Source organism: Rhizobium sp. RAF36, from assembly GCF_052114105.1.
Classification (GTDB): Bacteria; Pseudomonadota; Alphaproteobacteria; order Rhizobiales; family Rhizobiaceae; genus Rhizobium.
Genome location: NZ_JBFREC010000001.1, coordinates 402,527 through 426,615, shown reverse-complemented (window position 1 = coordinate 426,615; position 24,089 = coordinate 402,527). Strand labels below are relative to the sequence as shown.

The following is a 24,089-nucleotide window of genomic DNA, read 5'->3' as shown; positions in this document are numbered from 1 at the left end:
ACAGAAAGGCCCGGTCATCGCCGGGCCTTTCTGCTTATTGCGGCTTGCCGTTCTTCCAGACCGGGTTCTGTCCATAGAGCGGCACGGTCGAGATCGACATCTTCGCCGAACCATCTGTCAGCTCGCGCGAATGGGCGAGATAGATCAGCGTGTCGTTGGTCTTGTCGTAGATGCGGTTGACGACCAGTTTCTTCCAGATCAGCGACATGCCCGCCTTGAACACCTCGTCGCCATCCTTCGACAGGTTGATGTCGCCGATCTCGATCGGCCCCGTCTGGCGGCAGGAAATCGAGTTGTTGGACGGGTCCTCGAACCAGTTGCCGTTCTTCACCCGGTCGATCAGGCTGCGGTCGAAATAGGTGACATGGCAGGTGACGCCCTTCACCTCGGGATCGGGAATGGCATCGACGATGATATCGTTGCCGATCCAGTCGACCCCGACCTTGCCGACCACTTCGGCAGAAGCCGCACCCGCACAAAGCGTGGCAGCTGAGGCAGCGGCAAGAACGATCTTTCGAAACATGGATGGAAGCTCCCTGGTTGGCCCGCTTTGTAGATAAGCAGCACGAGGGACAATGCAAGAAACCGCTGATAAATCAGGCGCGCTTGCAGGTGCAGGGTTCGTAGCCGGTGGCGAGCAGCCGCCCGGGCTTCATGCCGATCGCAGCCGGGATCGCATGCACCGCCGCCGCCTTCACCGCCTTGGCCATCTCGATCGCCGCCTGGGCGCAGACCACGGCATCCTCGGCCGCATTATGATGCACGAACCGCAGGCCGAGATGCTCGGCGATGATGTTCAGCCGGTGCGACAGGAACTGCGGCCAGATGCGCTGCGCCATCTTCAGGCTGCAGAGATAGGTGAGTTCGGGATAGGTCTGCCGGTAGAGATCAAGCGAGGCCCGCCAGACGCTGAAATCGAAGGCCGCATTATGGGCGATCATCGTCGCGCCCCTGAAGTCATCATGAAACTCGTCCATGACCTCAGGAAACTCCGGCGCATCCTCGACATGCTCAGGGCGAATACCGTGGATCGCGATGTTCATGCCCGAAAAGCGCATATCCTTCGGACGGATCAACCGCTCCTCGACGCGCGTCACCCTGCCGTCCTCGATCCAGGCAAGCCCGACCGAGCAGGCGCTGCCGCGCTGTTCGTTGGCCGTTTCGAAATCGATGGCAATGGTCTTCAAGGTCGGTCCGTGATTCGCGGGTGATGAAACAGGCTTAGCGGTGCGAGCAGGCGCAGGCAAACGCACCAGTTGACTTCGCACCTGTGATCAACGACTTTTCCCGTCATGATCGTATCGAACGCGCATCTTGCCACCATGCATCTCACCACGGCCCCTGCAGGGCTCGGGGAGGCGTTGGCGCGTTAAGCGTGCGATCTGTCCCGAAGACCCTGCCGAGGTGAGCAGGGTTTTCGAAGCCGGCTCTCCTCCATCATTTCAAAGGAGAGCATTTTGAAAATCCCCGAAGACAATCCACCCAAGCGATCGGCCGCCGCAGGTCTCACCATCCGCGCCATGCGCGTCAGCGATGCCGAGGCCGTCACCACCCTCGTCAATCTGCCTGCCTTTCGCTACGGCACGCTTCGCATTCCCTTCCAGACGCTGGAGGAAACGCGAAAGCGCATCGAGACCATGCCGCAGGGCAATATCAGCATCGTCGCCGAACTCAACGGCACGCTGGTCGGCGACGCCCACCTGATGCGCAACCAGGGCCGCCGCGCCCACGCCGCCAGCATCGGCATGGGTGTTCACGACGACCATGCCGGCAGGGGCATCGGCAGCGCGCTGATGGCGGCCCTTGTCGATACCGCCGACAACTGGCTCGATATCAGGCGGCTGGAATTGACCGTCTACACCGACAACCCGGCAGCCCTTGCCCTCTACCGGAAGTTCGGCTTCGAACAGGAAGGCCTGCTGAAAGCCTTCGGCTTCCGCGCCGGGGACTATGTCGACGCCTATACGATGGCGCGGGTCAGGGTTTAGGCGACTTCGAGCTTATACGGCTTGATGAGACATTCCGCAGGCAGGCCCCAGGCCTCGCCAAGCTTAAAGATCATATCCACCGTAAGCCCGCGCTTGCGGTGGAGAATTTCAGAGGCACGCGACCGCGATGACAGGAGATCGCCGAGATCCGTCTGGGTGCGGCCCGTCATATCCATAAAAGCTTGGAGAAACTCGACGGGATCGAGTTCACCAGCCGGAAAGTGCCTAGCATCGTACGCCTCGATAAGGTCTGAAAGGACATCGAAGCGATCGGCTTCGGCCGTGCCCTTTTCTGGCGGGCTCGCGAAATACGGGGCCACTTCACCAATCGCCCAGGCGAGATCGCTGTCGTTCCTGATCGGCTTGATATCCATCACACGGTCTCCGGGTCGATCCGGTCATAATCCGAATGCGTGCCGACGAATTTGATCAGCACGCGGCGATACGCATAGGCAACATGGACGATCAGCCGATACTTGTTACCGCCGATGTCGAAAATGATGCGGTTGTCTCCGACAAAATCGACATTCGCACCGAACATGCGTTTAACGTCCGAAGGGCCTGCCCAATCAGCTTTGCTGACAGCGGCATACCAGACGTTCAGCGGCACCCTCGCCTGCGGATGCGACTCCCAAAACGCGCGCAACGGCGATCTGGCGATCACCTGCATTGATCAATAATATTCCCAATACGGGAACAACGCAAGATCACCCACCGATCAACGCCAGCCACTCGTCTTCGTCCATCGTCTGGACGCCGAGTTCTTTGGCCTTGTCGAGCTTGGAGCCGGCGCCCGGGCCGGCAACGAGGATGTCGGTCTTCTTGGAGACCGATCCGGCAACCTTGGCGCCGAGGCTTTCGGCGCGGGCCTTGGCTTCGTCGCGGGTGAATTTCTCCAGCGAGCCGGTGAAGACTACGGTCTTCCCGGCGACCGGACTTCCCGATGTTACCGGCTGCTCGGCCTTCTCGGGCACGACCTCTTCCAGCAAGCGGCCGATGACCTCGACATTGCGCGGCTCCTTGTAGAACTCGACGATGGCGCGGGCGACGATCTCGCCGATGCCGTCGATGGCGTTCAACTCGTTCCAGCCATCACCGGACAAGGGCGCCGCATCCTGCATGGCGGCGCCGAAGGCCTCATAGGTGCCGTAGGAGCGGGCGAGCAGCTTGGCGGTGGTCTCACCGACATGACGGATGCCGAGCGCATAGATGAAGCGGTGCAGCGCGATGCTGCGTCGTTCGTTGATCGCTGCGTAAAGCTTGCCGACGCTGACCTTGCCGAAGCCGTCGATATTCTCGAGCTTCGTCAGCGTCGAGGCCTGCTGGCGCTTCTCCAGCGTGAAGATATCGGGCGCCGTCCGGATCTGCAGCGATGCGTCGTCGCTCTCGAAGAAGAAATCGACCTGCTTGGTGCCGAAGCCCTCGATATCGAAGGCGTTGCGCGAGACGAAATGCTTCAGATGCTCGGTTGCCTGGGCGCGGCAGATGAAGCCGCCGGTGCAGCGCGTCACGGCATCGACCTTGCCGGTCTTCTCGTTGACTTCGCGAACGGCATGCGAGCCGCAGACCGGACATGTCTTCGGGAATGTATAGGCCGCAGCCCCCTCCGGCCGCTTTTCCATCACCACGTCGAGCACCTGCGGGATGACATCGCCTGCCCGCTGGACGATCACGGTGTCGCCGATGCGGATATCGTGTTCTTCCTCGCGGATGCGCTCGCCGGAATTGCCGATGCCCTTGATATAATCCGCGTTATGCAGCGTCGCATTGGTGACGACGACGCCGCCGACGGTGACGGGGGTCAGACGCGCCACCGGCGTGAGCGCGCCGGTGCGGCCGACCTGGATGTCGATATTCTCGACAACGGTGAACGCCTGCTCGGCCGGGAACTTGTGTGCCGTCGCCCAGCGCGGGCTGCGCGAGCGGAAGCCGAGGCGCTGCTGCAGTTCGAGGCTGTCGACCTTGTAGACGACACCGTCGATGTCGTAGTCGAGATCAGGGCGCTTGAGACCGATATCGTCGTAATGCGCCAGGATATCGGCCACCGAGTTCAGCCTCTTCATCAGCGGATTGACCGGGAAACCCCATTCCTTGAAGGTCTGCACCATGTCGAACTGGGTCTTCGGCAGATCGTTGGGCTCGGAGATTTCGCCCCAGGCATAGGCGAAGAACTTCAGCTTGCGGCTCTCCGTCACCTTGGCATCGAGCTGGCGCAGCGATCCCGCCGCCGTGTTGCGCGGGTTGACATAGGTCTGCTTTCCCTCGGCCTCCATCTGCTTGTTCAGCGCCAGGAAGTCGCTCTTGGCCATATAGACCTCGCCGCGTACCTCGACGATCTCAGGAACGCCCTTCGGCAGTACCTGCGGGATTTCCTTGATGGTGCGGATATTGGCCGTGACATTCTCGCCGGTCGTACCGTCGCCGCGCGTTGCGGCACTGACGAGCTTGCCGTTCTGGTAGCGGATCGACATCGACAGGCCGTCGATCTTCGGCTCGGCGGTAAACGCGATCGACTGATCCGGCAGGCGCCCCAGGAAGCGGTAGACGCTACCGACGAAATCCTGCACGTCGTCCTGCGAAAAAGTATTGTCGAGCGAGAGCATCGGCCGGGCATGGGTGATCTGCGCAAAGGTGACGGACGGCTCGGCACCCACGCGCCGCGACGGGCTGTCCTCGCGAACGAGCTCGGGAAACCGCGCCTCGATCGCATCGTTCCGCCGCTTCAGCGCGTCGTAGTCGGCATCGGAAATTTCTGGCTGGTCCTTGCCGTGGTAGAGCGCGTCGTGATGGGCGATCTCTTTCGCCAGACGCTCCAGCTCAGCTGCGGCCTCTTCGATCGTCAGGGTTTCAACTTCGCTCGACATGCATGATCACTCCGGAGAATCTGTGATCGTTTTTAGCGCAAATTGTCCGGATGGGAAGTGGCGGGGTGGTGGCCACCCTCGTCCGTCGAGGCTCCCTGCGGCCACACCTCAGGATGAGGGTGGAGGGAGCGTGCTCGGAGTGGTCGGCCTTGATGATTGCTAGTCGCAGCCCCCCCGGGAGCCCTCATGGTTCGAAGCTAAGCAAGGTGGCCACCCTCGTCCTTCGAGGCTCCCTTCGGTCGCACCTCAGGATGAGGGTGGAGGGAGCGCGCTTGGAATGGTCAGCCTTGATGACTGCCAATCGCAGCCGTCTTTAGAGCCCTCATCCTGAGGTGCGAAGCCGAAGGCGTAGCCTCGAAGGACGAGGGCGGCGCCCTCAACAGTCCCCTACCCGTTTCCCGACAGCAGCTTGGCGGCCGCGGCACGCGCCTCGTCGGTGACCGAAGCACCGGCCAGCATCCGGGCAATCTCCTCGGTGCGGTCCTTGGGCGCCATGGCGGCCACCCGGGTGGCGATCTTTTCGGATCCGGCATCGACCGGTCCCTTGGAGATAAGCAGATGCGTCGCCGCCCTCGCCGCCACCTGCGGCGCGTGGGTGACGGAGAGAACCTGCACCTTGTCCGACAGCCGCTTCAGCCGCTGGCCGATGGCATCAGCCACCGCCCCGCCGACACCGGTATCGATCTCGTCAAAAACAAGCGTCGGCGCCGAACCGCGATCGGCAAGCGCCACTTTCAGTGCCAGAAGGAAGCGCGAGAGTTCGCCACCCGAGGCGACTTTCATGATCGAGCCCGGACGCGTGCCCGGATTGGTCTGCACATGGAATTCGACGACGTCGGTGCCTTCTGCGGCTGCCTGCTCCGCATCCGTGGTGATTTCCACCATGAAACGGGCGCGCTCCAGCTTCAGCGCCGGAAGCTCGGTCATCACGGCCTCCGCCAACGCATTGCCGGCATGGTGACGCTTTTCGGACAGCGAACGGGCAGCTTCGCCATAGGCCGCCTTCGCGCGGCCAACCTCGGCGTCGAGCTTGACGAGCTTCTCCTCGCCCGCATCGACATCGGCGAGATCGGCGATCATCCTGACGGCAAGGGCCGGAAGCTCGACGACGGGCACCGAATATTTGCGGGACGCGGCGCGCAGCGCAAACAGCCGCTCCTCGACGCGCTCCAGCTCCTTCGGATCGTATTCGGTCTTGCGCAGCGCCGCCTCGACTTCCATTTGCGCGTTGGAAAGCTGGTCCAGCGCGGCGTCCAGAAGCGCAACCGTGTCTTCCAGCAATCCGGGCGCCTCGTGGCTCTTGCGCTCCAGGCGGCGCACCAGCGAGGCGATATGAGGCACCGGAGAGGCATTGCCGTTCAGGAACTCGGATGCCTCCGCAATATCGCCGGCGATCCGCTCCGCCTTCATCATCTTCTGGCGGCGGTCGGCAAGCTCCTCCTCCTCGCCGTCACGCGGCGACAGCTTTTCTAGCTCTTCGACGGAGGCGCGCAGATAATCGGCCTCGCGGGCAGCGTTCTCCACCTTCTCGCGGTGCTTCTTCAGCGTCCTCTCGGCATCGCGCCAGATCCTGTAGAGCTCGGACACGCCTGAGACATCCTCGGTGATACCGGCAAAGGCGTCGAGCAGGATGCGGTGGGCATTGGTATCGACAAGCGCCCGGTCGTCGTGCTGGCCGTGGATTTCGACCAACGCCTGGCCCGCCTGGCGCATCAACTGCACACTGACGGGCTGGTCGTTGACATAGGCCTTGGTGCGGCCGTCGGCGGATTGCTGGCGGCGGAAGATCAGGTCGCCATCGTCGTCGATGCCGTTTTCGCGCAAAAGCTTGCGGGCGCCGTGATCCATCGGCACGTCGAAAGCGGCCGTCACCTGCCCCTTGTCTTCGCCGTGGCGCACAAGCCCGCCATCGCCGCGCCCACCGAGCGCCAGCGAAAGACTGTCGAGAAGGATGGATTTGCCTGCACCCGTCTCCCCGGTCAGAACCGAGAGCCCGGCCTCGAACGAGAGATCCAGCCGCTCGATCAGAACGATATCGCGGATCGAAAGCTGGATCAGCATTGCGTTACTGGCCTCACGAGCCGAGGAGCAGCTTCTTGCCCGCTTCGGAGAGCCAGGAACCCTTGTTCTCCCGAGGCTCTGCGCCGCCGCTCTTCAGCAGCTTGTAGGAATCGGCGTACCACTGGCTATCCGGATAGTTGTGGCCGAGAACGGCAGCGGCGGTCTGTGCCTCTTCGACGATACCCATCGCGTAATAGGCTTCGACCAGACGCGAGAGCGCTTCCTCGACCTGATTCGTATTCGGGTACTTTTCAACCACGATACGGAAACGGGAGATAGCCGCAAGATACTCCTTGCGCTCGAGATAGTAGCGGCCGATCTGCATTTCCTTGCCGGCGAGCTGGTCGCGGGCGAAGCGGATCTTGGCCTGCGCGTCGTCGACATATTCGGAGTCCGGATACTTGTCGATGACGGCCTGCATTGCATCGATGGTCTTCGATGAGGCGCGCTGGTCCTGCGTCACGTCGGAAATCTGCTTCGAATAGCTGAGACCGACCAGATACTGGACATAGGCCGCGTCCTTGGACTGCGGATACTGCGCCATGTAGCGGTTGCCCGATGCCAGCGCTTCGTCGATCTTGCCTTGGCGGTACTTGACGAAGGTGCTCATGACCAGCGCCTTGCGGGCCCATTCCGAGAACGGGTTCTCACGGTCGATGGCGTCGAACTTGCGCGCCGCCTCGGCCATGTTGCCTGCCTTCATGTTGGCAAGCGCCTGATTGTAGAGAACGTCAGGCGGGTCGTTGTCGAGGCCGAGTTTGGTGATGTCGATGTCCGGATCCGACTGGCAACCGGAAATCAAGGCGCCTGCGCTCAGCACCACGAGCGATGCGAGCAAAGCGCGCGCTGTCTTCATCATACCTTCAGACCTTGCATAACCCATAGATTAATCCCGACTCCCGCTACCCACTCTTAACGGCAGCCACACCTCGCTGGCGTTTCTAGCCACAAATGCGAGGCGAGAGCAACGCAATGATGACGCATTAACGCATTTTTGTGGCATAGGCCCAGAGAATATCCGGGTTTTCATCTTTGATTTCCCGTGTTGCAGCTAAGCATCTGCGCCGAAAACACTATCGGCCGGAAAATCCGCATAAAAAAACCGCCTCCCGAAAGAGGCGGTCCTGGTCTAGGAAATCGTTCTGGAGGTCACGCCGACCAGGGGGCGAATCCGGGAGCATTCACGGCAATGAAATCACGCGCAGCAACGCGCGGACGGGCGGCAGAGGTCTCAACGACCTCATAGGCGCTGGGATCGCTGAGCAGTGCCTTGAGCGCATTGGCATTCATCTTGTGACCGCCGCGATAGGAACGGTAGCACCCGATGAACGGTGCGCCCGCCAGCGATAGGTCGCCGACGGCATCGAGCGTCTTGTGACGCACGAACTCGTCCTTGGCGTAACGCAGACCTTCGACATTGATCACGGTGTTGTCGTCGGAGATGACGACAGAGTTCTCGAGCGAGGAACCGAGAGCGTGGCCGGACGCCCAGAGACGCTCGACGTCGCGCATGAAGCCGAAGGTGCGGGCCCGCGACAGCTCGGTCTTGAAGGTCTGGGCTGTCAGGTCGCCTTCCCACTTCTGGCGGCCGATCAGCGGGCAGTCGAAATCGATCTCAACTTCGAAGCGCGTGCCGTCATAGGGGCGGAATTCGCTCCACGAACCGCCATGCTCGATACGAACAGGCTTGGTGATGCGGATGTAGCGGCGCTTGACGCCAAGAGAAACCAGACCGACCTGCTCGATCGCATCGATGAACGGAGCAGAGCTGCCATCCATGATCGGCATTTCGGCGCCGTGAACTTCGATCAGCACGTTGTCGAGGCCAAGCGCGTAAACGGCGGCCATCACATGCTCGATCGTCGCGACCGAATGTGCAGGAGAGAAACCGAGAACGGTGCAGAGATCCGTATTGCCTACCTGCGAGGAAACCGCGCGCAGCTCGGTGACAGAACCGTTGTCATGCATGCGATGGAAAACAACGCCCGTATCGGTCTCGGCCGGATTGAAGGTGATCGAGACTTCCGCGCCAGAATGGACGCCGGTACCCGAAAGCGTTACCGGGCGAGAAACCGTCGTCTGGAAGCCAAGCATGCCAATAACCATAAAATCTGCCTTCATTGCCCTTCAAGGTTCGTAGCGCTCAAGGCACAGGAATCAAACCACGAAGTTCTTTTGTCCACACCGCTGAATTGTCGCCAAAATGCGTCAAAGTGCGGTCATTTGACCTCATACATACGTGTGCCCGCTCTGCATTCCAAATCACTGTTCGTTTCGGATTGTTACGAAACCATGCAATTGAAATGACTTGTTAATTTAGCCTTCACGCAAGGCTTTGAAACAGAAGCGCCCGGGACTGTGATCCCGGGCGCGGAGCGTGGCGATTCTGTGTCGCGTCAGTTCGACTGGCGGCGCAGGAATGCGGGGATTTCGAGCTGGTCGTCTTCCTGCATCATGCGGGCCTGCGGAACGGCGCGGCCCTGGTCGTCGAGATTGCCGCGGCGCGGAGCGTAGAGGCTGGCTTCCGGCGACAGCGGACGGCGCTGCTGCGAAGCGGCTGCCGGAGCAGACGTCATCTCAGGAGCAACTTCCTCTTCGCGGCGGTTCAGCGAGTTCGTGATCCGCTTGAGCAGGCCCATCGGGCCGCGCTCTTCGTGAGCCTGTGCTGCGACGGGCTGCGAGCGGTGATCGATCTCGGCCTGAACGACCGGCGGGAAGTCCTCGACCTTCGGCATGCGCGTCGGCTGCTGCATGGCAGGTTCCTGGCGGACCGGCTGTGGCGCCACCGGTGCTGGCTGCTGCATCATGACAGGCTGCGGAGCCGGCTGGCTCATGACCGGAGCCGGAGCGGGCTGCATCTGCATCGGGGCCGGACGGGCAACAGGAGCTTCCGGTGCTGCTGCGAAGATGCGGCTCTGCGGACGGAAGGTTTCCTGTGCGACAGGCTGCTGGACCGGAGCCGGAGCGCGCGGGGCAACGATGTCGAGTTCACGTTCCATCTGGGCTTCTGCCATGCGGATCGTCTGCGCAACGGTATCAACCGGCTTCGGTGCCTGCATGACCGGAGCAGGCTGAACTGCGGCCGGAGCCGGAGCAACGGCCGCCGAAGGACGGATGATCGGCTTTGCAGCCGGCTGGAAGGTCTTGGTGGAGGCTTCGGCGGCAGCGCGATCGATACCGGTCGCAACGACCGATACGCGGATGATGCCTTCGAGCGATTCGTCGAACGTGGCGCCGAGGATGATGTTGGCGTCCGGATCGACTTCTTCGCGGATGCGGGTTGCGGCTTCGTCGACTTCGAAGAGCGTCAGGTCACGGCCACCGGTGATCGAGATCAGCAGGCCCTGCGCACCGCGCATCGAGGTTTCGTCGAGCAGCGGGTTGGCGATTGCGGCTTCAGCAGCCTGCATTGCACGGCCCTGGCCCGAAGCTTCGCCGGTACCCATCATTGCGCGGCCCATTTCGCGCATGACCGAACGGACGTCGGCGAAGTCGAGGTTGATGAGACCTTCCTTCACCATCAGGTCGGTGATGCAGGCAACGCCCGAGTAGAGAACCTGGTCGGCCATCGCGAAAGCGTCGGCAAAGGTCGTCTTGTCGTTGGCGATCCGGAAGAGGTTCTGGTTCGGAATGACGATCAGCGTATCGACCGACTTCTGCAGCTCTTCGATACCGGCTTCGGCCAGACGCATGCGGCGGCCGCCTTCGAACTGGAACGGCTTGGTGACGACGCCGACGGTCAGGATGCCCTTGTTGCGGGCGGCCTGCGCGACGACAGGAGCAGCACCGGTACCGGTACCGCCGCCCATGCCGGCGGTGACGAAGCACATATGCGTGCCGTTCAGGTGATCGATGATCTCATCGATGCACTCTTCGGCAGCCGCACGGCCGACTTCCGGCTGCGAACCTGCACCGAGGCCTTCGGTGACGTTGGCGCCGAGCTGGATGATCCGCTCCGCCTTGGTCATCGTCAGAGCCTGCGCATCCGTGTTGGCAACGACGAAGTCGACGCCCTGGAGGCCAGCGGAGATCATGTTGTTGACAGCATTGCCGCCGCCGCCGCCGACACCGAATACGGTGATACGCGGCTTCAGCTCTGTGATGTCAGGCTTTTGCAGCTTGATAGTCATGGTACCCGTTCCTTCTCTTTATGGCCGCATCGCCACGCCGGCCAATTCACTCAATGTTCAGAAGCTTTCCTTCAGCCACTGGCCCATCCGGGCTATGCGGCTGTTATTTCCCCCAAGCGACAAGAGCAGCCCGCTCTGTGACGCATGTGTTTCCATGTCTGCGACCTGCGGATAGATCATCAGGCCGACCGCCGTCGAAAAGGCCGGGCCCTTGGCCGCCGTCGGCAGACCCGAGACGCCCATCGGGCGGCCGATACGAACGTTGCGGGCCAGAATCTTGCGGGCAACGTCTGCAAGGCCGGTGAGCTGGCTTGCGCCACCCGTCAGCACGACGCGCTTGCCGACGATCGGGCTGAAGCCCGAGCGCTGGATCCGGTCGCGGATCAGTTCCATCGTTTCCTCGATACGGGCGCCGACGATGCGCGACACCAGCGCACGCGGCACCTGCGTCGGCAGATCGCGCTCGTCTTCGCCGATCGGCGGGATCGAGATCAGTTCGCGTTCGTCGGACGAGTTCGCCATCGCCGAAGCGTGAACCACCTTCAGACGCTCGGCATCCTCGATGCGGGTCGAAAGACCGCGTGCGAGGTCCGTTGTGACGTGGTGCCCGCCAAGGCCGACGGCGTCGGTATGGACAAGCTTGCCCTCGGCAAAGACCGAGATCGTCGTCGTGCCGCCGCCCATGTCGATCGCTGCGCAGCCAAGCTCGACTTCGTCATCGACGAGAGCCGCAAGACCGGAAGCGTAAGGCGTCGCGACGATGCCTTCGACGGAGAGATGCGCACGGTTGACGCTGAGTTCGAGATTCTTGAGCGCAGCGCGCTCGGCGGTAACGACATGCATATCGACGCCGAGCATGTCACCGTACATCGACAAGGGGTCGCGAATGCCGCGCTCGCCGTCAAGCGAGAAGCCCGTTGCCAGCGAATGGAGTACGGCGCGGTCCTGGCGCAGCGACTGCTGGCAGGCTGCCGAAAGAACCTTCTTCAGGTCGTTGAGTTCGACTTCCTGACCGCCGAGATCGATCGTCGCCGTATAGACATCGCTACCGAGACGGCCGGCCGTCAGGTTGACGATCAGGCTTTCGACGGTGAGGCCAGCCATGCGCTCGGCGGCATCGACCGCGAGACGAATGACGCTTTCCAGCGCATCGAGATCGGCAATGACGCCGGTCTTGATACCGCGGGAACGCTGATGGCCAATGCCGATGATCTCGATGTCATGCGTGCGGCCCGGGAGAATCTCGCTCTCCTCGCGCGGCGTCAGCCGGCCGATCATGCAGACGACCTTGGTCGATCCGATGTCGAGCACCGAAACGATATGCGACCGCTTCGACGAAAGCGGCTTCAGGCGCGGCAATCCGAAATGGGATGAACCGAACAAGCTCATATATTTTGCCCCGCCTTTTTCAAATCCTTCGTCCGCTGGTCGAGCACCACCTGCCGCCGGGCCATGGCCTCGGGGGTGAGCTGGATTGCGGTCCGGTCTGCCAATCTGAGATCGACGGCTGCGATGTCGCGCGCCAGAAGATCCTGTTCCTTGTTGAGCTTCGACAGCGTCGCCAGCGCCTGATCGACATCGTCGGCCGGCAGCTTCACGACGACACCGTTGTCGAGATGCAGATCCCAACGGCGGCTGGAAACCCAGACATAGGCCTTCACCCGCGCCTTGATGTCGGGCCAGTTGGCGAATTCGCCTTCAAGCGCAACAGCAGCCGTCTCGGCATCGCGGCCGACGACGAGCGGAAGGTTGGAAAACTTGTTGTCGCGCAGCGGCGCGATGACGCTGCCATTGCGCTCGATCAGCGAAAGCTCCTGGCCGTGCTGCCAGATCGCATAGGCCTGACGCTCCTTGAGCTTCACTTCGATCGTCTTCGGATAGATCTTGCGAACTTCGGCGCTTTCGACCCAGGGAAGTTTGGCGATCTTCTGGCGCGCCGTATCGACGTCCAGAGCGACCAGCGAGGTCGTGCCGTCGAGACCGAGGAGATCGAGGATCTCGATTTCCGAGGTCGCCAAATTGCCAGACACTTTCACGTCTTCGATCGCAAAGCCTGCAGCCGTGGTCGTCGCCTGAGCGACCGCTTCCGTGTGACCGCCGAGCGACATGCCGTAGAGGCCGGTCGCAGCCAGAAACGCCAGAGCCGAAACAGTGCCGGTATGCGCAGGGATATAGATGCGGCCAGTGCCGAGGCTGACAAGAAAGCGGACGGCGCGGCGCAGCGGACGCGGCAGCACCATGCGGCTATCGCCTTCCGGGAAGGCAATATCGTCGCGATGGCTCGGGCGCCCCATCCTTTTGACCGTCAACGAGAACAAGAAGCGTCCTCCACCATCCAGCGCAGAAACTCACCAAAGGAATAACCGGCATAACCGGCCATTTCGGGCACCAGAGAGGTTGGAGTCATTCCCGGCTGAGTGTTGACCTCGAGCCAGATGATTTCGCCATCTTCGGAGAAGCGATCGTCGTAGCGAAAGTCAGACCGGCTGACGCCACGGCAACCAATTGCTTGATGCGCCCTTAGTGCCAATGATTGTATTTTTTGGTAAATTTTCGGTGAAATTTTCGCCGGAATGACGTGTTTTGAACCGCCAGCCGCATACTTGGCGTCATAGTCATAAAAGTTGTGGCCCTGCGGCACCACTTCCGTGACACCCAGCGCCGTATCGCCCATCACGCCGCATGTCAGCTCTCGGCCATGGATATAGCGCTCGACGAGAACCTCTTCCCCATAGCGCCACTCCGAAGAACTGATCACCTGCGGCGGATGCGACTGATCCTCTTGCACGATCAACACACCGAAGCTCGACCCCTCGCGAACCGGCTTCACCACATAAGGCGGCTTCATCGGATGCTCGGCCGGAAAGGCGAAACGGTTGATGACTTCGGATTGCGCCACCGGAATACCGGCAGCAGCGGCAACACCCTTCGCCTTGCTCTTGTCCATAGCGAGAGCCGAGGCAAGAACGCCGGAATGCGTATAGGGAATTTCGAGATATTCGAGAATGCCCTGGATCGTACCGTCCTCGCCGAACGGGCCATGCAGAGCATTGAACGCGACATCCGGGCGGGCAGCAACGAGCTTGGCCGACACATCACGGTCGACATCGATACGGGTGACCTGAAAGCCTTCGGCTTCCAGCGCGTCAGCACATGCCTTCCCCGAAGACAGGCTTACCGGCCTCTCCGAGGAAAATCCGCCCATTAGGACAGCGACATGCTTGCGACTCATACGTACCCCCAAAATAACTTACGGCATGAATTCCGACGCTTGCGCGAGGCTTTCGCCCACCGAATCTTGCCCACTCAGGCTTGATGGCAGTTTGACAACAATATGGTTAACGAAGCGTTTACTTTTGTTAACCTGCCGCCTCCAGGCTGCCGAACAGCGCGGCAAACCTGTGCCGTTTCGACTCTAAATCAGTGGCTTGCACCAGCATCCGGAAGTTCGTTCGGAGGATGAAAAAACCCGCACAGACGAGCTGTGCGGGTTGGCATGCGCAGCGTGATTACGACGGCGCTTAGTCGTCTTTCTCAAGCAGTTTCCAGACCGTCCCGCCGAGCGCGCCGCCCACGATCGGCGCCAGCCAGAAGAGCCAAAGCTGCTGCAGAGCCCAGCCGCCGGCAAAGAGCGCCTGCCCTGTCGAACGCGCCGGATTGACCGATGTGTTGGTAACCGGGATCGAGATCAGATGGATCAGCGTCAGCGCCAGGCCGATCGCCAGCGGCGCGAACCCGGCAGGCACGCGCCCATGCGTGGAGCCCAGGATGACGATCAGGAAGAACATCGTCAGCAGGACCTCGATGATTAGCGCCGACGTCAGCGAATAACCGCCCGGCGAATGCTCGCCATAACCGTTCGAGGCAAAGCCGCCCAGTTCGAAACCGGCTTTTCCGCTGGCAACCAGATAGAGAAGTGCCGCTGCCGCGACGGCACCGATGACCTGCACGATGATGTAGGGAATGGCGCGGCCCGCCGGAAACCGCCCGGCAACCGCGAGACCCACGGACACCGCCGGATTGAAATGTCCGCCGGAAATGCCGCCGACCGCATAGGCCATCGTCAGCACCGTCAGTCCGAATGCCAGGGCGACACCGGCAAAGCCAATTCCGAGCGCCGGAAATGCTGCCGCCAGCACAGCACTGCCGCAACCGCCGAAAACGAGCCAGAACGTACCCAAAAACTCTGCAATAAGATTTCTTTGCATGATTTACCCTCCGAGGCTCTCAACCAGAGCGAGAACAGCAAGCCGCCTCAAATCGAGTCCCGTCAATCTGGTAATTTTGCTAGAAACGCGGATTGGCCGGTCCGAAAACACCCTCAGCATCGGCCAGGGATTTCATCAGTTTATTGCTCATTTAGCGTTTGCTGAGACCGAAAATTGCGCTATGAGCCGGTTGCCTCCCAAGGCAAACAGCAATCCTGATTGGAATGACAATGTCTGACGCGATATCTCCGGTATCGCCGACGCCCTCCTCATCGAACAATGCGCAAGTCAATTCGCCGGCGCGTGTTCTGATCGCGAGCCTCGTCGGCACCACTATCGAATTCTTCGACTTCTACGTCTACGCCACGGCCGCCGTGCTGGTCTTCCCGCACCTCTTCTTCCCGGCCAGCGATCCGGCGTCTGCACAGCTGCAGTCCTTCGCCACCTTCTCGATCGCCTTCTTCGCCCGCCCGCTTGGCGGCATCCTTTTCGGCCACTTCGGTGACCGTATCGGCCGCAAGGCGACACTCGTCGCAGCGCTGATGACCATGGGCCTGTCGACCGTGGCGATCGGCATGCTCCCGGGCTATGATTCGATCGGCATCGTCGCGCCTCTGCTTCTCGCACTGTGCCGTTTCGGCCAAGGCCTCGGCCTCGGCGGAGAATGGGGCGGCGCCGTGCTGCTCGCAACCGAAAACGCCCCTCCTGGCAAGCGCAGCTGGTACGCCATGTTCCCGCAGCTTGGCGCGCCGATCGGCTTCATCCTCTCTTCCGGCTTCTTCCTGATCCTGACCGAGACGATGACTAACGAGGACTTCCTGGCCTTCGGCTGGCGCATTCCCTTCGTGGCCAGCCTGGCACTCGTCGCCGTCGGCCTCTATGTCCGCCTGAAGATCGCCGAAACGCCGGAGTTCCAGAAGGCCGTCGAGAAGCACGAGCGCGTTGCCGTTCCGGTTGCCGTCGTCTTCCGCAAGCATTTCCGCAGCCTGGTTCTCGGCACCTTCATCGCCGTCGCCACCTTCGTGCTATTCTACCTGATGACGGTCTTCACGCTGTCTTGGGGCACCTCGAAGCTCGGCTATTCGCGTGAGCAGTTCCTGGTCATTCAGCTCGTCGGCGTCGTGTTCTTCGGCCTGACGATCCCGATCTCCGGCCTGCTTTCGGACCGCTATTCGCGCCGCCTGATCCTGATCCTGGTGACAATCGGCATCGCGATCTTCGGCTTCTTCTACGCCTCGCTGCTGACCGCAGGCCTGATGGGCGCCTTCCTGTGCTCGATCATCGGCCTGGCGCTGATGGGCTTCACCTACGGTCCGATCGGTGCAGCACTTGCCGCCCCCTTCCCGACCACGGTGCGCTATACCGGCGCCTCGATGACCTTCAACCTCGGCGGCATCTTCGGCGCCTCACTGGCGCCGAACATCGCCAGCTGGCTGGCAACGACCTACGACCTCTCCTATGTCGGCTATTATCTTTCCGGCGCAGCAGTGATCTCCCTGGTCTGCATCCTGCTGTCAGGCCGCGAAGAAGTCTGAGGACTTCGGGTTCAATGGATCCAAGGCCGCGGCGGAGACGCCGCGGCCTTTTTTGATTCTTGTCTGTTAACGGCTTGCTCCTACTCTTCCATTTAAGAAATACGGGAGACGACAATGCTGACAAGACGATCGCTGCTGACACAGGGCCTCGGCGCCGGAATGGCCCTTTCACTGCCGTCGCTGTCGCGCGCCGCCGTCCCTGATGTCAACGTCACCTTCCTCGTCATCAACGACGTCCATGCCTGCCGCATCGGCGATGGGCTCAGCCCCAATTGCCAGCAGGAAGGCAAGACCGACGCCAATCTGCTGCGCCATATCCTGGCGCTCAACAACATCCACCACCAGACATGGCCCGAACAGATTGCTGGCAAGTCGAGCGGCCTCAGCGTTGCCGGCCAGACGATTGCCCGGCCTCAAGGCATCATCGTCTGCGGCGACGTCACCGACGATGGCGGCGGCCAGATGGCGGAGTTTGCGGAAGGGTCGCAGCTCCTGCAGTTCTCGCACCGCTACCAGGAGGGCCGCGGCCCTGACCATGTGCATTTCCCTGTCTATGTCGGCCTCGGCAATCACGACCTCGATCAGGACGGCCGTCCGCCGCAGGTCGACTGGTATCGCGACGAGCTGCGCGACTACGTGCAGATGAACCACAAGCCGAGCGTCTTCTTCAAACCGGTCGTGCCTGTCGACAATTACGACGAAGCCTCCGACAACTACTCCTGGAACTGGGGCGGGTTGCATCTGATCCAGGCGCAGCGCTATGGCGGCGACAACAGCAAGGGCACGGCCAACAGCCTCGACTGGATGAAACAGGACCTGAAGACCTATGCATCCGACGGCAGGCCCGTGGTGATCTTCCAGCACTATGGCTGGGATCGTTTCTCCACCGAGCGCTGGGATCCGGCCAGGAGCACCTTCGATGACACGGGCACCGGAACGCCGCATTGGTGGGATGAATCAGAACGTCAGGATCTGCTCGCAACCCTCAGCGGCTACAATGTAATCGGCATCTTCCACGGCCACGAGCACGACACCGCGATGGCCTACAAGATCAACGGCATCGACGTCTTCAAGGCCAAGGCCGCCTTCATGGGCGGCTTCACGCTGGTGCGCGTTGCCAACGGCCGCATGGACGTGGCGATCGGCGAGGCCGCAGACGACAAAGGCGGCGTCATCTTCGACACCGCCTTCAGCAAAGCTCTTCGATAGAAAGCAATCAGTCGCTGGTCACGCCCTGGAACGGGCGGACTTCGCGGCCTGGCATGAACACGCCGAGACGCTTGATCTCCCATTCCAGCTTGACGCCGGAATTTTCGAACACTTCGCGGCGAACCTGTTCGCCGAGATATTCGAGATCGTAGCCGGTCGCCTGGCCCATGTTGATCATGAAGTTGCAATGCAGCGACGACATCTGCGCCCCGCCGATGACCAGACCGCGGCAGCCCGCTTCGTCGATCAGCTTCCAGGCCGAATGTCCCTCGGGATTCTTGAAGGTCGAGCCGCCGGTCTTCTCGCGGATCGGCTGCACCGTCTCGCGATGGTTGCGCACCGCATCCATATCGGCGCGGATCTTGGCGCGGTCTTCGGCATAGCCTTCGAACAGCACCGAGGTGAAGATCAGATCCGATGCGGCCGAGGAATGACGGTAGGAATAACCCATCTCGGCATTCGAAAGCACGACCTTGTTGCCCTTGCGGTCGATCGCCGTCAGTTCGACGAGCCGCTCGCGGGTCTCGCCGCCATTGGCGCCGGCATTCATGCGCGCCGCGCCGCCGATGCTGCCGGGAATGCCGTAGTAGAAATGGAAGCCGCCGATGCCATTGTCCATCGCCATGGCCGCAACGTGCTTGTCCGGGCAGATCGCACCGGCGCGGATGCGGTTTTCACCGGCAATCTCCAGCCCGCCGAAACCCTTGGCCGACAGGCGCAGAACCACACCCGGAATGCCGCCGTCGCGCACCAGAAGATTCGATCCGACACCGACAACGGTGACAGGCACGTCCTCAGGCAGAAGCTTCATGAAAGCGATGAGATCGTCTTCGTCATGCGGCTGGAACATCAGCTCGGCGAGGCCGCCGGCACGGAACCAGGTCACGCGGTCCATGGGGGCATCCGGCGTGATACGGCCGCGGATGTCCTTGACGCCTTCTCCGAGAGTTTCGAGAAGCTTTTCCCCATTTACCTGTTTCATGCCGACTTTCCCGAAAGGCCTTCCAGTTGCTTTGGCAGGGCCGCTGCCCAGTAGGTGATACTTCCAGCCCCCAAGAGAACCACAAAGTCGCCCGGCTTTGCAATCTCTCCAACCATCTCCGGTAGTACGTCTTGCGACGGAAGATAGCGTGCGTCGCGATGGCCGCCAGCCTTGATGCGCGAGACCAGCGTCTCGGAATCGGCGCCCTCGATCGGGTCCTCACCGGCCGCATAGACAGGCGCCAGGAAGATGCTGTCGGCATCGTTGAAGCAGTTGGCGAACTCTTCGAAGAGGCTCGAAAGGCGCGAATAACGGTGCGGCTGATGAACGGCGATGACGCGGCCCTTGCAGGCCTCGCGCGCAGCCCTGAGCACCGCCTTGATCTCGACCGGGTGGTGACCGTAATCGTCGAACACCTGCACGCCGTTCCATTCGCCGGTCAGCGTGAAACGCCGCTTGACGCCGCCGAAGGAGGCAAGCCCTTTGGCAATGTCCTCGTTGGAAATGCCGAGGCGGTTGGCAACGGCAATCGCAGCTGTCGCATTGGAAATGTTGTGACGGCCAGGCATCGGCATGACGAGATTGTCGAGCTTGAAGACCTTGCCCGTGCGGCGGCGGCGGATCTCGACGTCGAAGATCGAGCGCGGCCCGTCGATACGCACATTGGTGAAGCGCACGTCGGCTTGCGGATTTTCGCCGTAAGTCACGACCTTGCGGTCCTCGATACGGCCGACCAGCGCCTGCACTTCGGGATGATCGAGGCACATCACGCCGAAGCCGTAGAACGGCACATTCTCGACGAACTGCCGGAAAGCGGCGCGCACGGCGTCGAAATTGCCGTAATGGTCGAGATGTTCGGGGTCGATATTGGTGACGACGGCAACGTCGGCCGGCAGCTTCAGGAAGGTGCCGTCGGACTCGTCGGCCTCGACCACCATCCACTCGCCCTCGCCCATGCGCGCGTTGGTGCCGTAGGCGTTGATGATGCCGCCATTGATGACGGTCGGATCGAGCCCGCCGGCTTCGAGTAGAGTCGCCACCAGCGAAGTGGTGGTCGTCTTGCCATGCGTGCCGCCGATGGCGATCGCATTGCGGAAGCGCATGAGCTCGGCCAGCATTTCGGCGCGGCGAACGACGGGCAGCAGCTTTTCGCGCGCCGCGATCAGTTCCGGATTGCTCTTCTTGATCGCCGTGGAAACGACGACGACTTCGGCATCGCCGAGGTTCTCGGCCTTGTGGCCGACGAAGACCTCAATGCCTTTTTCGCGCAGACGCTGAACGTTCGCACTGTCGGACTGATCTGATCCCTGGACCTTGTGGCCGAGATTGTGCAGCACTTCGGCAATGCCGCTCATGCCGATGCCGCCGATGCCGATGAAATGGACGAGGCCTATAGCCTTCGGCAGTTTCATGACTGTGCCCCCTTGAACTCTGCAATTGTACGTCCGGCGGCAATAGCCTCTACCATGCCGGCAAGCAAGTTCGCAGCATCCGGTTTCCCGGTCTGCTTTGCCGCCGCCGCCATGCGCGCCAGCTTTTCCGGGTCGTTCATCGCATGCGTCAGGATCGCAGCGATCTTCTCGGAGGAAAGCTCGGCCTGGACGATGACCTTGGCGCCACCGGTCGCGGCAAGTGCTGCGGCATTGGCAGCCTGGTCATGATCCAGCGCATGCGGATAAGGCACGAGAACGGCCGGACGGCCGATTACCGAGATTTCCGAAACCGTCGAAGCGCCCGAACGGCAGATGATCAGATGCGCTTTTGCGAGACGTTCGGCCATGTCGGTGAAGAACGGCGCGATATCCGCCCCCGTCTTCAGCTGCGCGACGCAGCCGCCGACCATCTCCATATCCTCGGGCCGCACCTGCTGGGTGATCCGCAGCCGCGCCCGGAGATCGTCGTCAAGCAGGCTGATCGCCGTCGGCATCGCCTTGGAGAAATACTGCGCGCCCTGGCTGCCGCCGAAGACCACGAGATTGAAGGGTTCGCCGGGATGCGACGGCGCATAGGGAACCTTGGCGGCCTCGATGATCGCCGGGCGAACCGGATTGCCGGTTGTGACAGTCTTTTCGGGATAGACGCCGCCATTTTCCGGCAGGAATCCACCGGCAATCGCCTGGACACGCGCCGCCAGCGCCTTGTTGGCGCGGCCCATCACTGCATTCTGCTCGTGGATCATGGCGGGCACGCCAAGGCGCGTTGCGGCCAGCAGCGGCGGCACGGTCGGATAGCCACCGAAACCGACGACGACGGCAGGCTTCAGCTTCTGGATCAGCTTCTTCGCCGCCCGCATGCCGCTCCACAGCGTCCAAAGCGAACGGGCGACCGCGATCGGGTTCTTCGAACCGATCGTCGCAGACGGTACGACATGGATCTGCTCGGCCGGGAACTTGCCGGCATAGCGCTCGGCCCGGCTGTCGGTGACCAGATGAACGGAATAACCGCGGGCCTTCAGCTCATAGGCCAAGGCTTCCGCGGGAAAGACGTGGCCGCCGGTTCCCCCGGCGGCAAGAAGGACGATGCCTTTACTCATAGTTCTTTTACTCCGCCGGCATTCCGTGCGGCACGCGGAAGAGGCTCCGCTCCTGCGCACGTTTTTCCGGCCGATGGCGCGTCAGCGCGAGAATGAAACCGGCGGTGACGCAGATCGCCACCATCGACGAACCGCCGTAGGAGATCAGCGGCAGCGTCATGCCCTTTGCCGGCAGCAGTTCGAGATTGACGCCGATATTGATGATCGACTGGATGCCCATCTGCAGCACGAGGCCGGCGACGGCAAACCGGTTGAAATCGTTCTTCTCCTTATATGCGTGCGACAGCCCCCTCAAGACAAGGGCCGTGAACAGCGCAACAAGGGCGATGCAGAAGATGATGCCGAACTCTTCGGCCGCGACCGAGAAGATGAAGTCGGTATGGGCGTCGGGGATGATGCGCTTGACGATACCCTCGCCCGGCCCCTGACCGAACCAGTCGCCGCGGATGATCGCCTCGCGGGCGGTATCGATCTGGAACGTGTCGCCCTCGCCGGTCATGAACTTGTCTATTCGCCCCGCGACGTGCGGGAAGACATAATAGGCCGAGACGAGGCCGCCCGCCCCGCCGACGCCGAGCACGATGATCCACAGCCACGGCATGCCCGCCATGAAGAACATGCCGCCCCAGACGGCGGTGGTGAGAATCGTCTGACCAAGGTCGGGCTGGGCCACGAGCAGCGAGGCGACCATGCCGAACAGAATGATGGCGAAAAGATTGCCCGGGATTTCAGGCTGGCGCGCATGCTCGGCAAACAGCCAGGCGCAGACCACCACAAAGGCCGGCTTCATGAACTCGGAAGGCTGGATCGAGATACCGGCCAGCGTTACCCAGCGGCGGGAACCCTTGACCTCGACGCCGAAGAACAGCGCCAGCAGCATCATCGCTATCGCGACGATCAAAAGCAGGATCGCCGTGCGCCTCACCTGGCGCGGCGTCAGGAACGACAACCCGATCATCACCATCAGCGATGGGATCATGAAGGCCGCGTGGCGCTTGACGAAATGGAAGGGCTCAAGCCCGATGCGCTCCGCCACCGCGGGCGATGCGGCGAAGGACAGCATGAAGCCGATGCCCATCAGGAAGACGAACATCGCCAAGAAAAAGCGGTCGATGGTCCAAAACCAATCGGCCAAAGGCCCACGTTCCGCACGGCTTACCATGTCACTTATCTCCTGTTGCCGAACCGATCAGCATGGTGATTCCGTCGAGCGCTGCCACATGGCTGACAAATGCATCGCCCCTGACTTCAAAGTTCTTATATTGGTCGAAGCTTGCGCAAGCCGGGGATAACATCACCGCGACAGGGCCAGTTTCATCTTCTTCCGCATCGGCAGCCGCATGCGCGACGGCGCGCTCCAACGTGCCCGAGATCTCGTAGGGGACGGCCTCGCCGAGGGTGGCCGCAAACTCCGCTGCCGCCTCGCCGATCAGATAGGCCTTGGCGATGCGCGGGAAGAACGGCGCCAGCGTCGTGATGCCACCGGATTTCGGCAGGCCGCCGGCGATCCAGTAGATGCGGTCGTAGCTCGACAGTGCCGGTGCCGCCGCATCCGCATTGGTCGCCTTCGAATCGTTGACGAAGACCGCATTGCCGCGCTTGCCGACCGGCTGCATGCGGTGCTTGAGGCCGGGGAACGAGGCAAGCCCCACACGAATCTCATCGGCAGAGACGCCGACAGCAAGGCAGGCCGCGACGGCAGCCGCGGCGTTCTGCGCGTTGTGGCTGCCGCGCAGCGTCTGGATGCCGTCGAGATCGGCCAGCGGAAGCGCCGCGCCATTGGTTGCGTGAATGAGTTTCGTGCCCTCGGCATAGATGCCATCGGCCAGCGGATGGCGGCGCGAAATGCGCACCACCTTGGTGCCGGCGCGCTCGACGCGGTCGGCAATCATTTCGCAATGGCTGTCATCGACACCGACGATCGCCGTATCGCTGCCCGCCACCAGCCGCTCCTTGACGTCGGCATAGTGCTGCATCGTTCCATGGCGATCGAGATGGTCGGGCGTCAGGTTGAGCAGGATACCGGCTGACGGGTTCAGCGTCGGTGCCAGATCGATCTGATAGGACGAGCATTCGACGACATAGAAGCGCTGGGCCTTCGGCGGATCGAGGGTCAGCACCGCCGTACCGATATTGCCGCCGAGCTGCGTGTCGCGGCCGCTGGTCTTCAGGATATGGGCGATCAGCGCCGTGGTGGTCGATTTGCCGTTGGTGCCGGTGATGGCGATGAACGGGCAATCCGGCGCATGCGCCCGGCGCTCGCGGACGAAGAGCTCGACGTCTCCGACGATGTCGACACCGGCGCCACGCGCCAGATCGACGGTCCAGTGCGGCTTCGGATGGGTCAGCGGCACGCCGGGAGAGAGCACGAAAAGCGATTGCGACGCCCAGTCGATGCTACGCAGGTCCGCGGTGGCAATCCCCTCGGCGCCGGCTTTTGCAACGCTGTCAGGATTGTCGTCCCAGGCAATGACATCAGCCCCGCCCGCGACCAGCGCCCGCGCCGTCGCAAGGCCGGACCCGCCGAGCCCGAAGAGCGCGACCTTTTTGCCAGCAAGTGTGGTGACCGGGATCATCGT

Annotated in this window: 21 protein-coding genes; 3 read left to right on the top strand and 18 right to left on the bottom strand. The window is 62.0% G+C overall.

What is annotated here, in order from left to right:
* Window positions 1-34 precede the first annotated feature (34 nt).
* Together AB4Z25_RS02130 and AB4Z25_RS02125 are read right to left on the bottom strand one after the other, a co-directional pair.
* Window positions 35-523, bottom strand: coding sequence for a CreA family protein (locus AB4Z25_RS02130; RefSeq protein ID WP_112387002.1), 489 nt, complete (start codon window positions 521-523; stop codon window positions 35-37).
* A gap of 73 nt (window positions 524-596) precedes the next feature.
* Entirely contained in the window at window positions 597-1,187 is a 591-nt protein-coding gene (locus tag AB4Z25_RS02125) for a 3'-5' exonuclease (protein WP_112537741.1), read from the bottom strand.
* A gap of 333 nt (window positions 1,188-1,520) precedes the next feature.
* Between AB4Z25_RS02125 and AB4Z25_RS02120 the strand changes: the two genes are divergently transcribed.
* Window positions 1,521-1,988 (top strand): GNAT family N-acetyltransferase, encoded by a 468-nt coding sequence (locus AB4Z25_RS02120; RefSeq protein WP_112538004.1) that lies wholly within the window; start codon window positions 1,521-1,523, stop codon window positions 1,986-1,988.
* Here AB4Z25_RS02120 and AB4Z25_RS02115 read toward each other — a convergent pair.
* The 11 genes from AB4Z25_RS02115 to aqpZ form a co-directional block, all read right to left on the bottom strand.
* A complete protein-coding gene (locus tag AB4Z25_RS02115) occupies window positions 1,985-2,362 on the bottom strand; it encodes an XRE family transcriptional regulator (RefSeq protein ID WP_112537742.1) in 378 nt (125 codons plus the stop codon). The two genes, AB4Z25_RS02120 and AB4Z25_RS02115, sit on opposite strands and share 4 nt — an antisense overlap.
* The gene (locus AB4Z25_RS02110; protein WP_112537743.1) at window positions 2,362-2,658 is read right to left on the bottom strand and encodes a type II toxin-antitoxin system HigB family toxin; all 297 of its coding nucleotides are present in this window, start codon (window positions 2,656-2,658) and stop codon (window positions 2,362-2,364) included. The genes AB4Z25_RS02115 and AB4Z25_RS02110 overlap by 1 nt, the downstream gene beginning before the upstream one ends.
* A 37-nt stretch (window positions 2,659-2,695) precedes the next feature.
* Complete coding sequence (gene ligA, locus AB4Z25_RS02105) at window positions 2,696-4,852, bottom strand: NAD-dependent DNA ligase LigA (protein WP_442207829.1); 2,157 nt, start codon at window positions 4,850-4,852, stop codon at window positions 2,696-2,698.
* Between the two features lie 387 nt (window positions 4,853-5,239).
* Window positions 5,240-6,913, bottom strand: a complete 1,674-nt coding sequence (gene recN, locus AB4Z25_RS02100) for a DNA repair protein RecN (protein WP_442207828.1) — start codon at window positions 6,911-6,913, stop codon at window positions 5,240-5,242.
* 13 nt (window positions 6,914-6,926) lie between these two features.
* Window positions 6,927-7,796 carry an outer membrane protein assembly factor BamD gene (locus tag AB4Z25_RS02095; RefSeq protein ID WP_310294625.1) on the bottom strand — a complete coding sequence of 290 codons (870 nt, stop codon included), beginning with the start codon at window positions 7,794-7,796 and terminating at the stop codon, window positions 6,927-6,929.
* Window positions 7,797-8,062: 266 nt separating this feature from the next.
* Window positions 8,063-9,019 carry a UDP-3-O-acyl-N-acetylglucosamine deacetylase gene (lpxC, locus tag AB4Z25_RS02090; protein WP_112387448.1) on the bottom strand — a complete coding sequence of 319 codons (957 nt, stop codon included), beginning with the start codon at window positions 9,017-9,019 and terminating at the stop codon, window positions 8,063-8,065.
* Between the two features lie 290 nt (window positions 9,020-9,309).
* Window positions 9,310-11,043, bottom strand: a complete 1,734-nt coding sequence (gene ftsZ / locus AB4Z25_RS02085) for a cell division protein FtsZ (protein ID WP_112386995.1) — start codon at window positions 11,041-11,043, stop codon at window positions 9,310-9,312.
* A gap of 57 nt (window positions 11,044-11,100) precedes the next feature.
* Complete coding sequence (gene ftsA, locus AB4Z25_RS02080) at window positions 11,101-12,432, bottom strand: cell division protein FtsA (protein ID WP_112386994.1); 1,332 nt, start codon at window positions 12,430-12,432, stop codon at window positions 11,101-11,103.
* On the bottom strand, window positions 12,429-13,361 hold the full coding sequence (locus AB4Z25_RS02075) for a cell division protein FtsQ/DivIB (protein ID WP_112386993.1): 933 nt from the start codon (window positions 13,359-13,361) through the stop codon (window positions 12,429-12,431). Before AB4Z25_RS02075 ends, ftsA begins: the two co-directional genes overlap by 4 nt.
* Window positions 13,349-14,275: a D-alanine--D-alanine ligase gene (locus tag AB4Z25_RS02070; RefSeq protein ID WP_112386992.1), complete on the bottom strand. Its 927-nt coding sequence runs from the start codon at window positions 14,273-14,275 to the stop codon at window positions 13,349-13,351. The genes AB4Z25_RS02075 and AB4Z25_RS02070 overlap by 13 nt, the downstream gene beginning before the upstream one ends.
* Window positions 14,276-14,564: 289 nt before the next feature.
* On the bottom strand, window positions 14,565-15,251 hold the full coding sequence (gene aqpZ / locus AB4Z25_RS02065) for an aquaporin Z (protein ID WP_112537746.1): 687 nt from the start codon (window positions 15,249-15,251) through the stop codon (window positions 14,565-14,567).
* A 224-nt stretch (window positions 15,252-15,475) separates the two neighbouring features.
* Between aqpZ and AB4Z25_RS02060 the strand changes: the two genes are divergently transcribed.
* Both AB4Z25_RS02060 and AB4Z25_RS02055 read left to right on the top strand, forming a co-directional pair.
* Window positions 15,476-16,786 (top strand): MFS transporter, encoded by a 1,311-nt coding sequence (locus AB4Z25_RS02060; protein WP_442207827.1) that lies wholly within the window; start codon window positions 15,476-15,478, stop codon window positions 16,784-16,786.
* 114 nt (window positions 16,787-16,900) lie between these two features.
* A complete protein-coding gene (locus AB4Z25_RS02055) occupies window positions 16,901-17,995 on the top strand; it encodes a metallophosphoesterase (RefSeq protein WP_112537748.1) in 1,095 nt (364 codons plus the stop codon).
* 7 nt (window positions 17,996-18,002) lie between these two features.
* Here the strand turns inward: AB4Z25_RS02055 and murB are convergent, their stop codons facing one another.
* The 5 genes from murB to murD are packed head-to-tail and all read right to left on the bottom strand — an operon-like array spanning window position 18,003 to window position 24,086.
* Window positions 18,003-18,977 (bottom strand): UDP-N-acetylmuramate dehydrogenase, encoded by a 975-nt coding sequence (gene murB / locus AB4Z25_RS02050; RefSeq protein ID WP_112386988.1) that lies wholly within the window; start codon window positions 18,975-18,977, stop codon window positions 18,003-18,005.
* Entirely contained in the window at window positions 18,974-20,389 is a 1,416-nt protein-coding gene (gene murC / locus AB4Z25_RS02045; RefSeq protein WP_112386987.1) for a UDP-N-acetylmuramate--L-alanine ligase, read from the bottom strand. Before murC ends, murB begins: the two co-directional genes overlap by 4 nt.
* Entirely contained in the window at window positions 20,386-21,510 is a 1,125-nt protein-coding gene (murG, locus tag AB4Z25_RS02040; RefSeq protein ID WP_112537749.1) for an undecaprenyldiphospho-muramoylpentapeptide beta-N-acetylglucosaminyltransferase, read from the bottom strand. The genes murC and murG overlap by 4 nt, the downstream gene beginning before the upstream one ends.
* 7 nt (window positions 21,511-21,517) lie before the next feature.
* On the bottom strand, window positions 21,518-22,672 hold the full coding sequence (gene ftsW / locus AB4Z25_RS02035; protein WP_112515877.1) for a putative lipid II flippase FtsW: 1,155 nt from the start codon (window positions 22,670-22,672) through the stop codon (window positions 21,518-21,520).
* A gap of 1 nt (window position 22,673) precedes the next feature.
* Entirely contained in the window at window positions 22,674-24,086 is a 1,413-nt protein-coding gene (gene murD, locus AB4Z25_RS02030; protein WP_112537750.1) for a UDP-N-acetylmuramoyl-L-alanine--D-glutamate ligase, read from the bottom strand.
* Window positions 24,087-24,089: the final 3 nt, after the last annotated feature.

Bases quoted from the DNA above. Each gene is read 5' to 3' on its own strand.
- AB4Z25_RS02130 (WP_112387002.1), bottom strand. From the start codon at position 523: ATGTTTCGAAAGATCGTTCTTGCCGCTGCCTCAGCTGCCACGCTTTGT.
- AB4Z25_RS02120 (WP_112538004.1), top strand. From the start codon at position 1,521: ATGCGCGTCAGCGATGCCGAGGCCGTCACCACCCTCGTCAATCTGCCT.
- AB4Z25_RS02115 (WP_112537742.1), bottom strand. From the start codon at position 2,362: ATGGATATCAAGCCGATCAGGAACGACAGCGATCTCGCCTGGGCGATT.
- AB4Z25_RS02110 (WP_112537743.1), bottom strand. From the start codon at position 2,658: ATGCAGGTGATCGCCAGATCGCCGTTGCGCGCGTTTTGGGAGTCGCAT.
- ligA (WP_442207829.1), bottom strand. From the start codon at position 4,852: ATGTCGAGCGAAGTTGAAACCCTGACGATCGAAGAGGCCGCAGCTGAG.
- recN (WP_442207828.1), bottom strand. From the start codon at position 6,913: ATGCTGATCCAGCTTTCGATCCGCGATATCGTTCTGATCGAGCGGCTG.
- AB4Z25_RS02095 (WP_310294625.1), bottom strand. From the start codon at position 7,796: ATGGGTTATGCAAGGTCTGAAGGTATGATGAAGACAGCGCGCGCTTTG.
- lpxC (WP_112387448.1), bottom strand. From the start codon at position 9,019: ATGGTTATTGGCATGCTTGGCTTCCAGACGACGGTTTCTCGCCCGGTA.
- ftsZ (WP_112386995.1), bottom strand. From the start codon at position 11,043: ATGACTATCAAGCTGCAAAAGCCTGACATCACAGAGCTGAAGCCGCGT.
- ftsA (WP_112386994.1), bottom strand. From the start codon at position 12,432: ATGAGCTTGTTCGGTTCATCCCATTTCGGATTGCCGCGCCTGAAGCCG.
- AB4Z25_RS02070 (WP_112386992.1), bottom strand. From the start codon at position 14,275: ATGAGTCGCAAGCATGTCGCTGTCCTAATGGGCGGATTTTCCTCGGAG.
- aqpZ (WP_112537746.1), bottom strand. From the start codon at position 15,251: ATGCAAAGAAATCTTATTGCAGAGTTTTTGGGTACGTTCTGGCTCGTT.
- AB4Z25_RS02060 (WP_442207827.1), top strand. From the start codon at position 15,476: ATGACAATGTCTGACGCGATATCTCCGGTATCGCCGACGCCCTCCTCA.
- AB4Z25_RS02055 (WP_112537748.1), top strand. From the start codon at position 16,901: ATGCTGACAAGACGATCGCTGCTGACACAGGGCCTCGGCGCCGGAATG.
- murB (WP_112386988.1), bottom strand. From the start codon at position 18,977: ATGAAACAGGTAAATGGGGAAAAGCTTCTCGAAACTCTCGGAGAAGGC.
- murC (WP_112386987.1), bottom strand. From the start codon at position 20,389: ATGAAACTGCCGAAGGCTATAGGCCTCGTCCATTTCATCGGCATCGGC.
- murG (WP_112537749.1), bottom strand. From the start codon at position 21,510: ATGAGTAAAGGCATCGTCCTTCTTGCCGCCGGGGGAACCGGCGGCCAC.
- ftsW (WP_112515877.1), bottom strand. From the start codon at position 22,672: ATGGTAAGCCGTGCGGAACGTGGGCCTTTGGCCGATTGGTTTTGGACC.
- murD (WP_112537750.1), bottom strand. From the start codon at position 24,086: ATGATCCCGGTCACCACACTTGCTGGCAAAAAGGTCGCGCTCTTCGGG.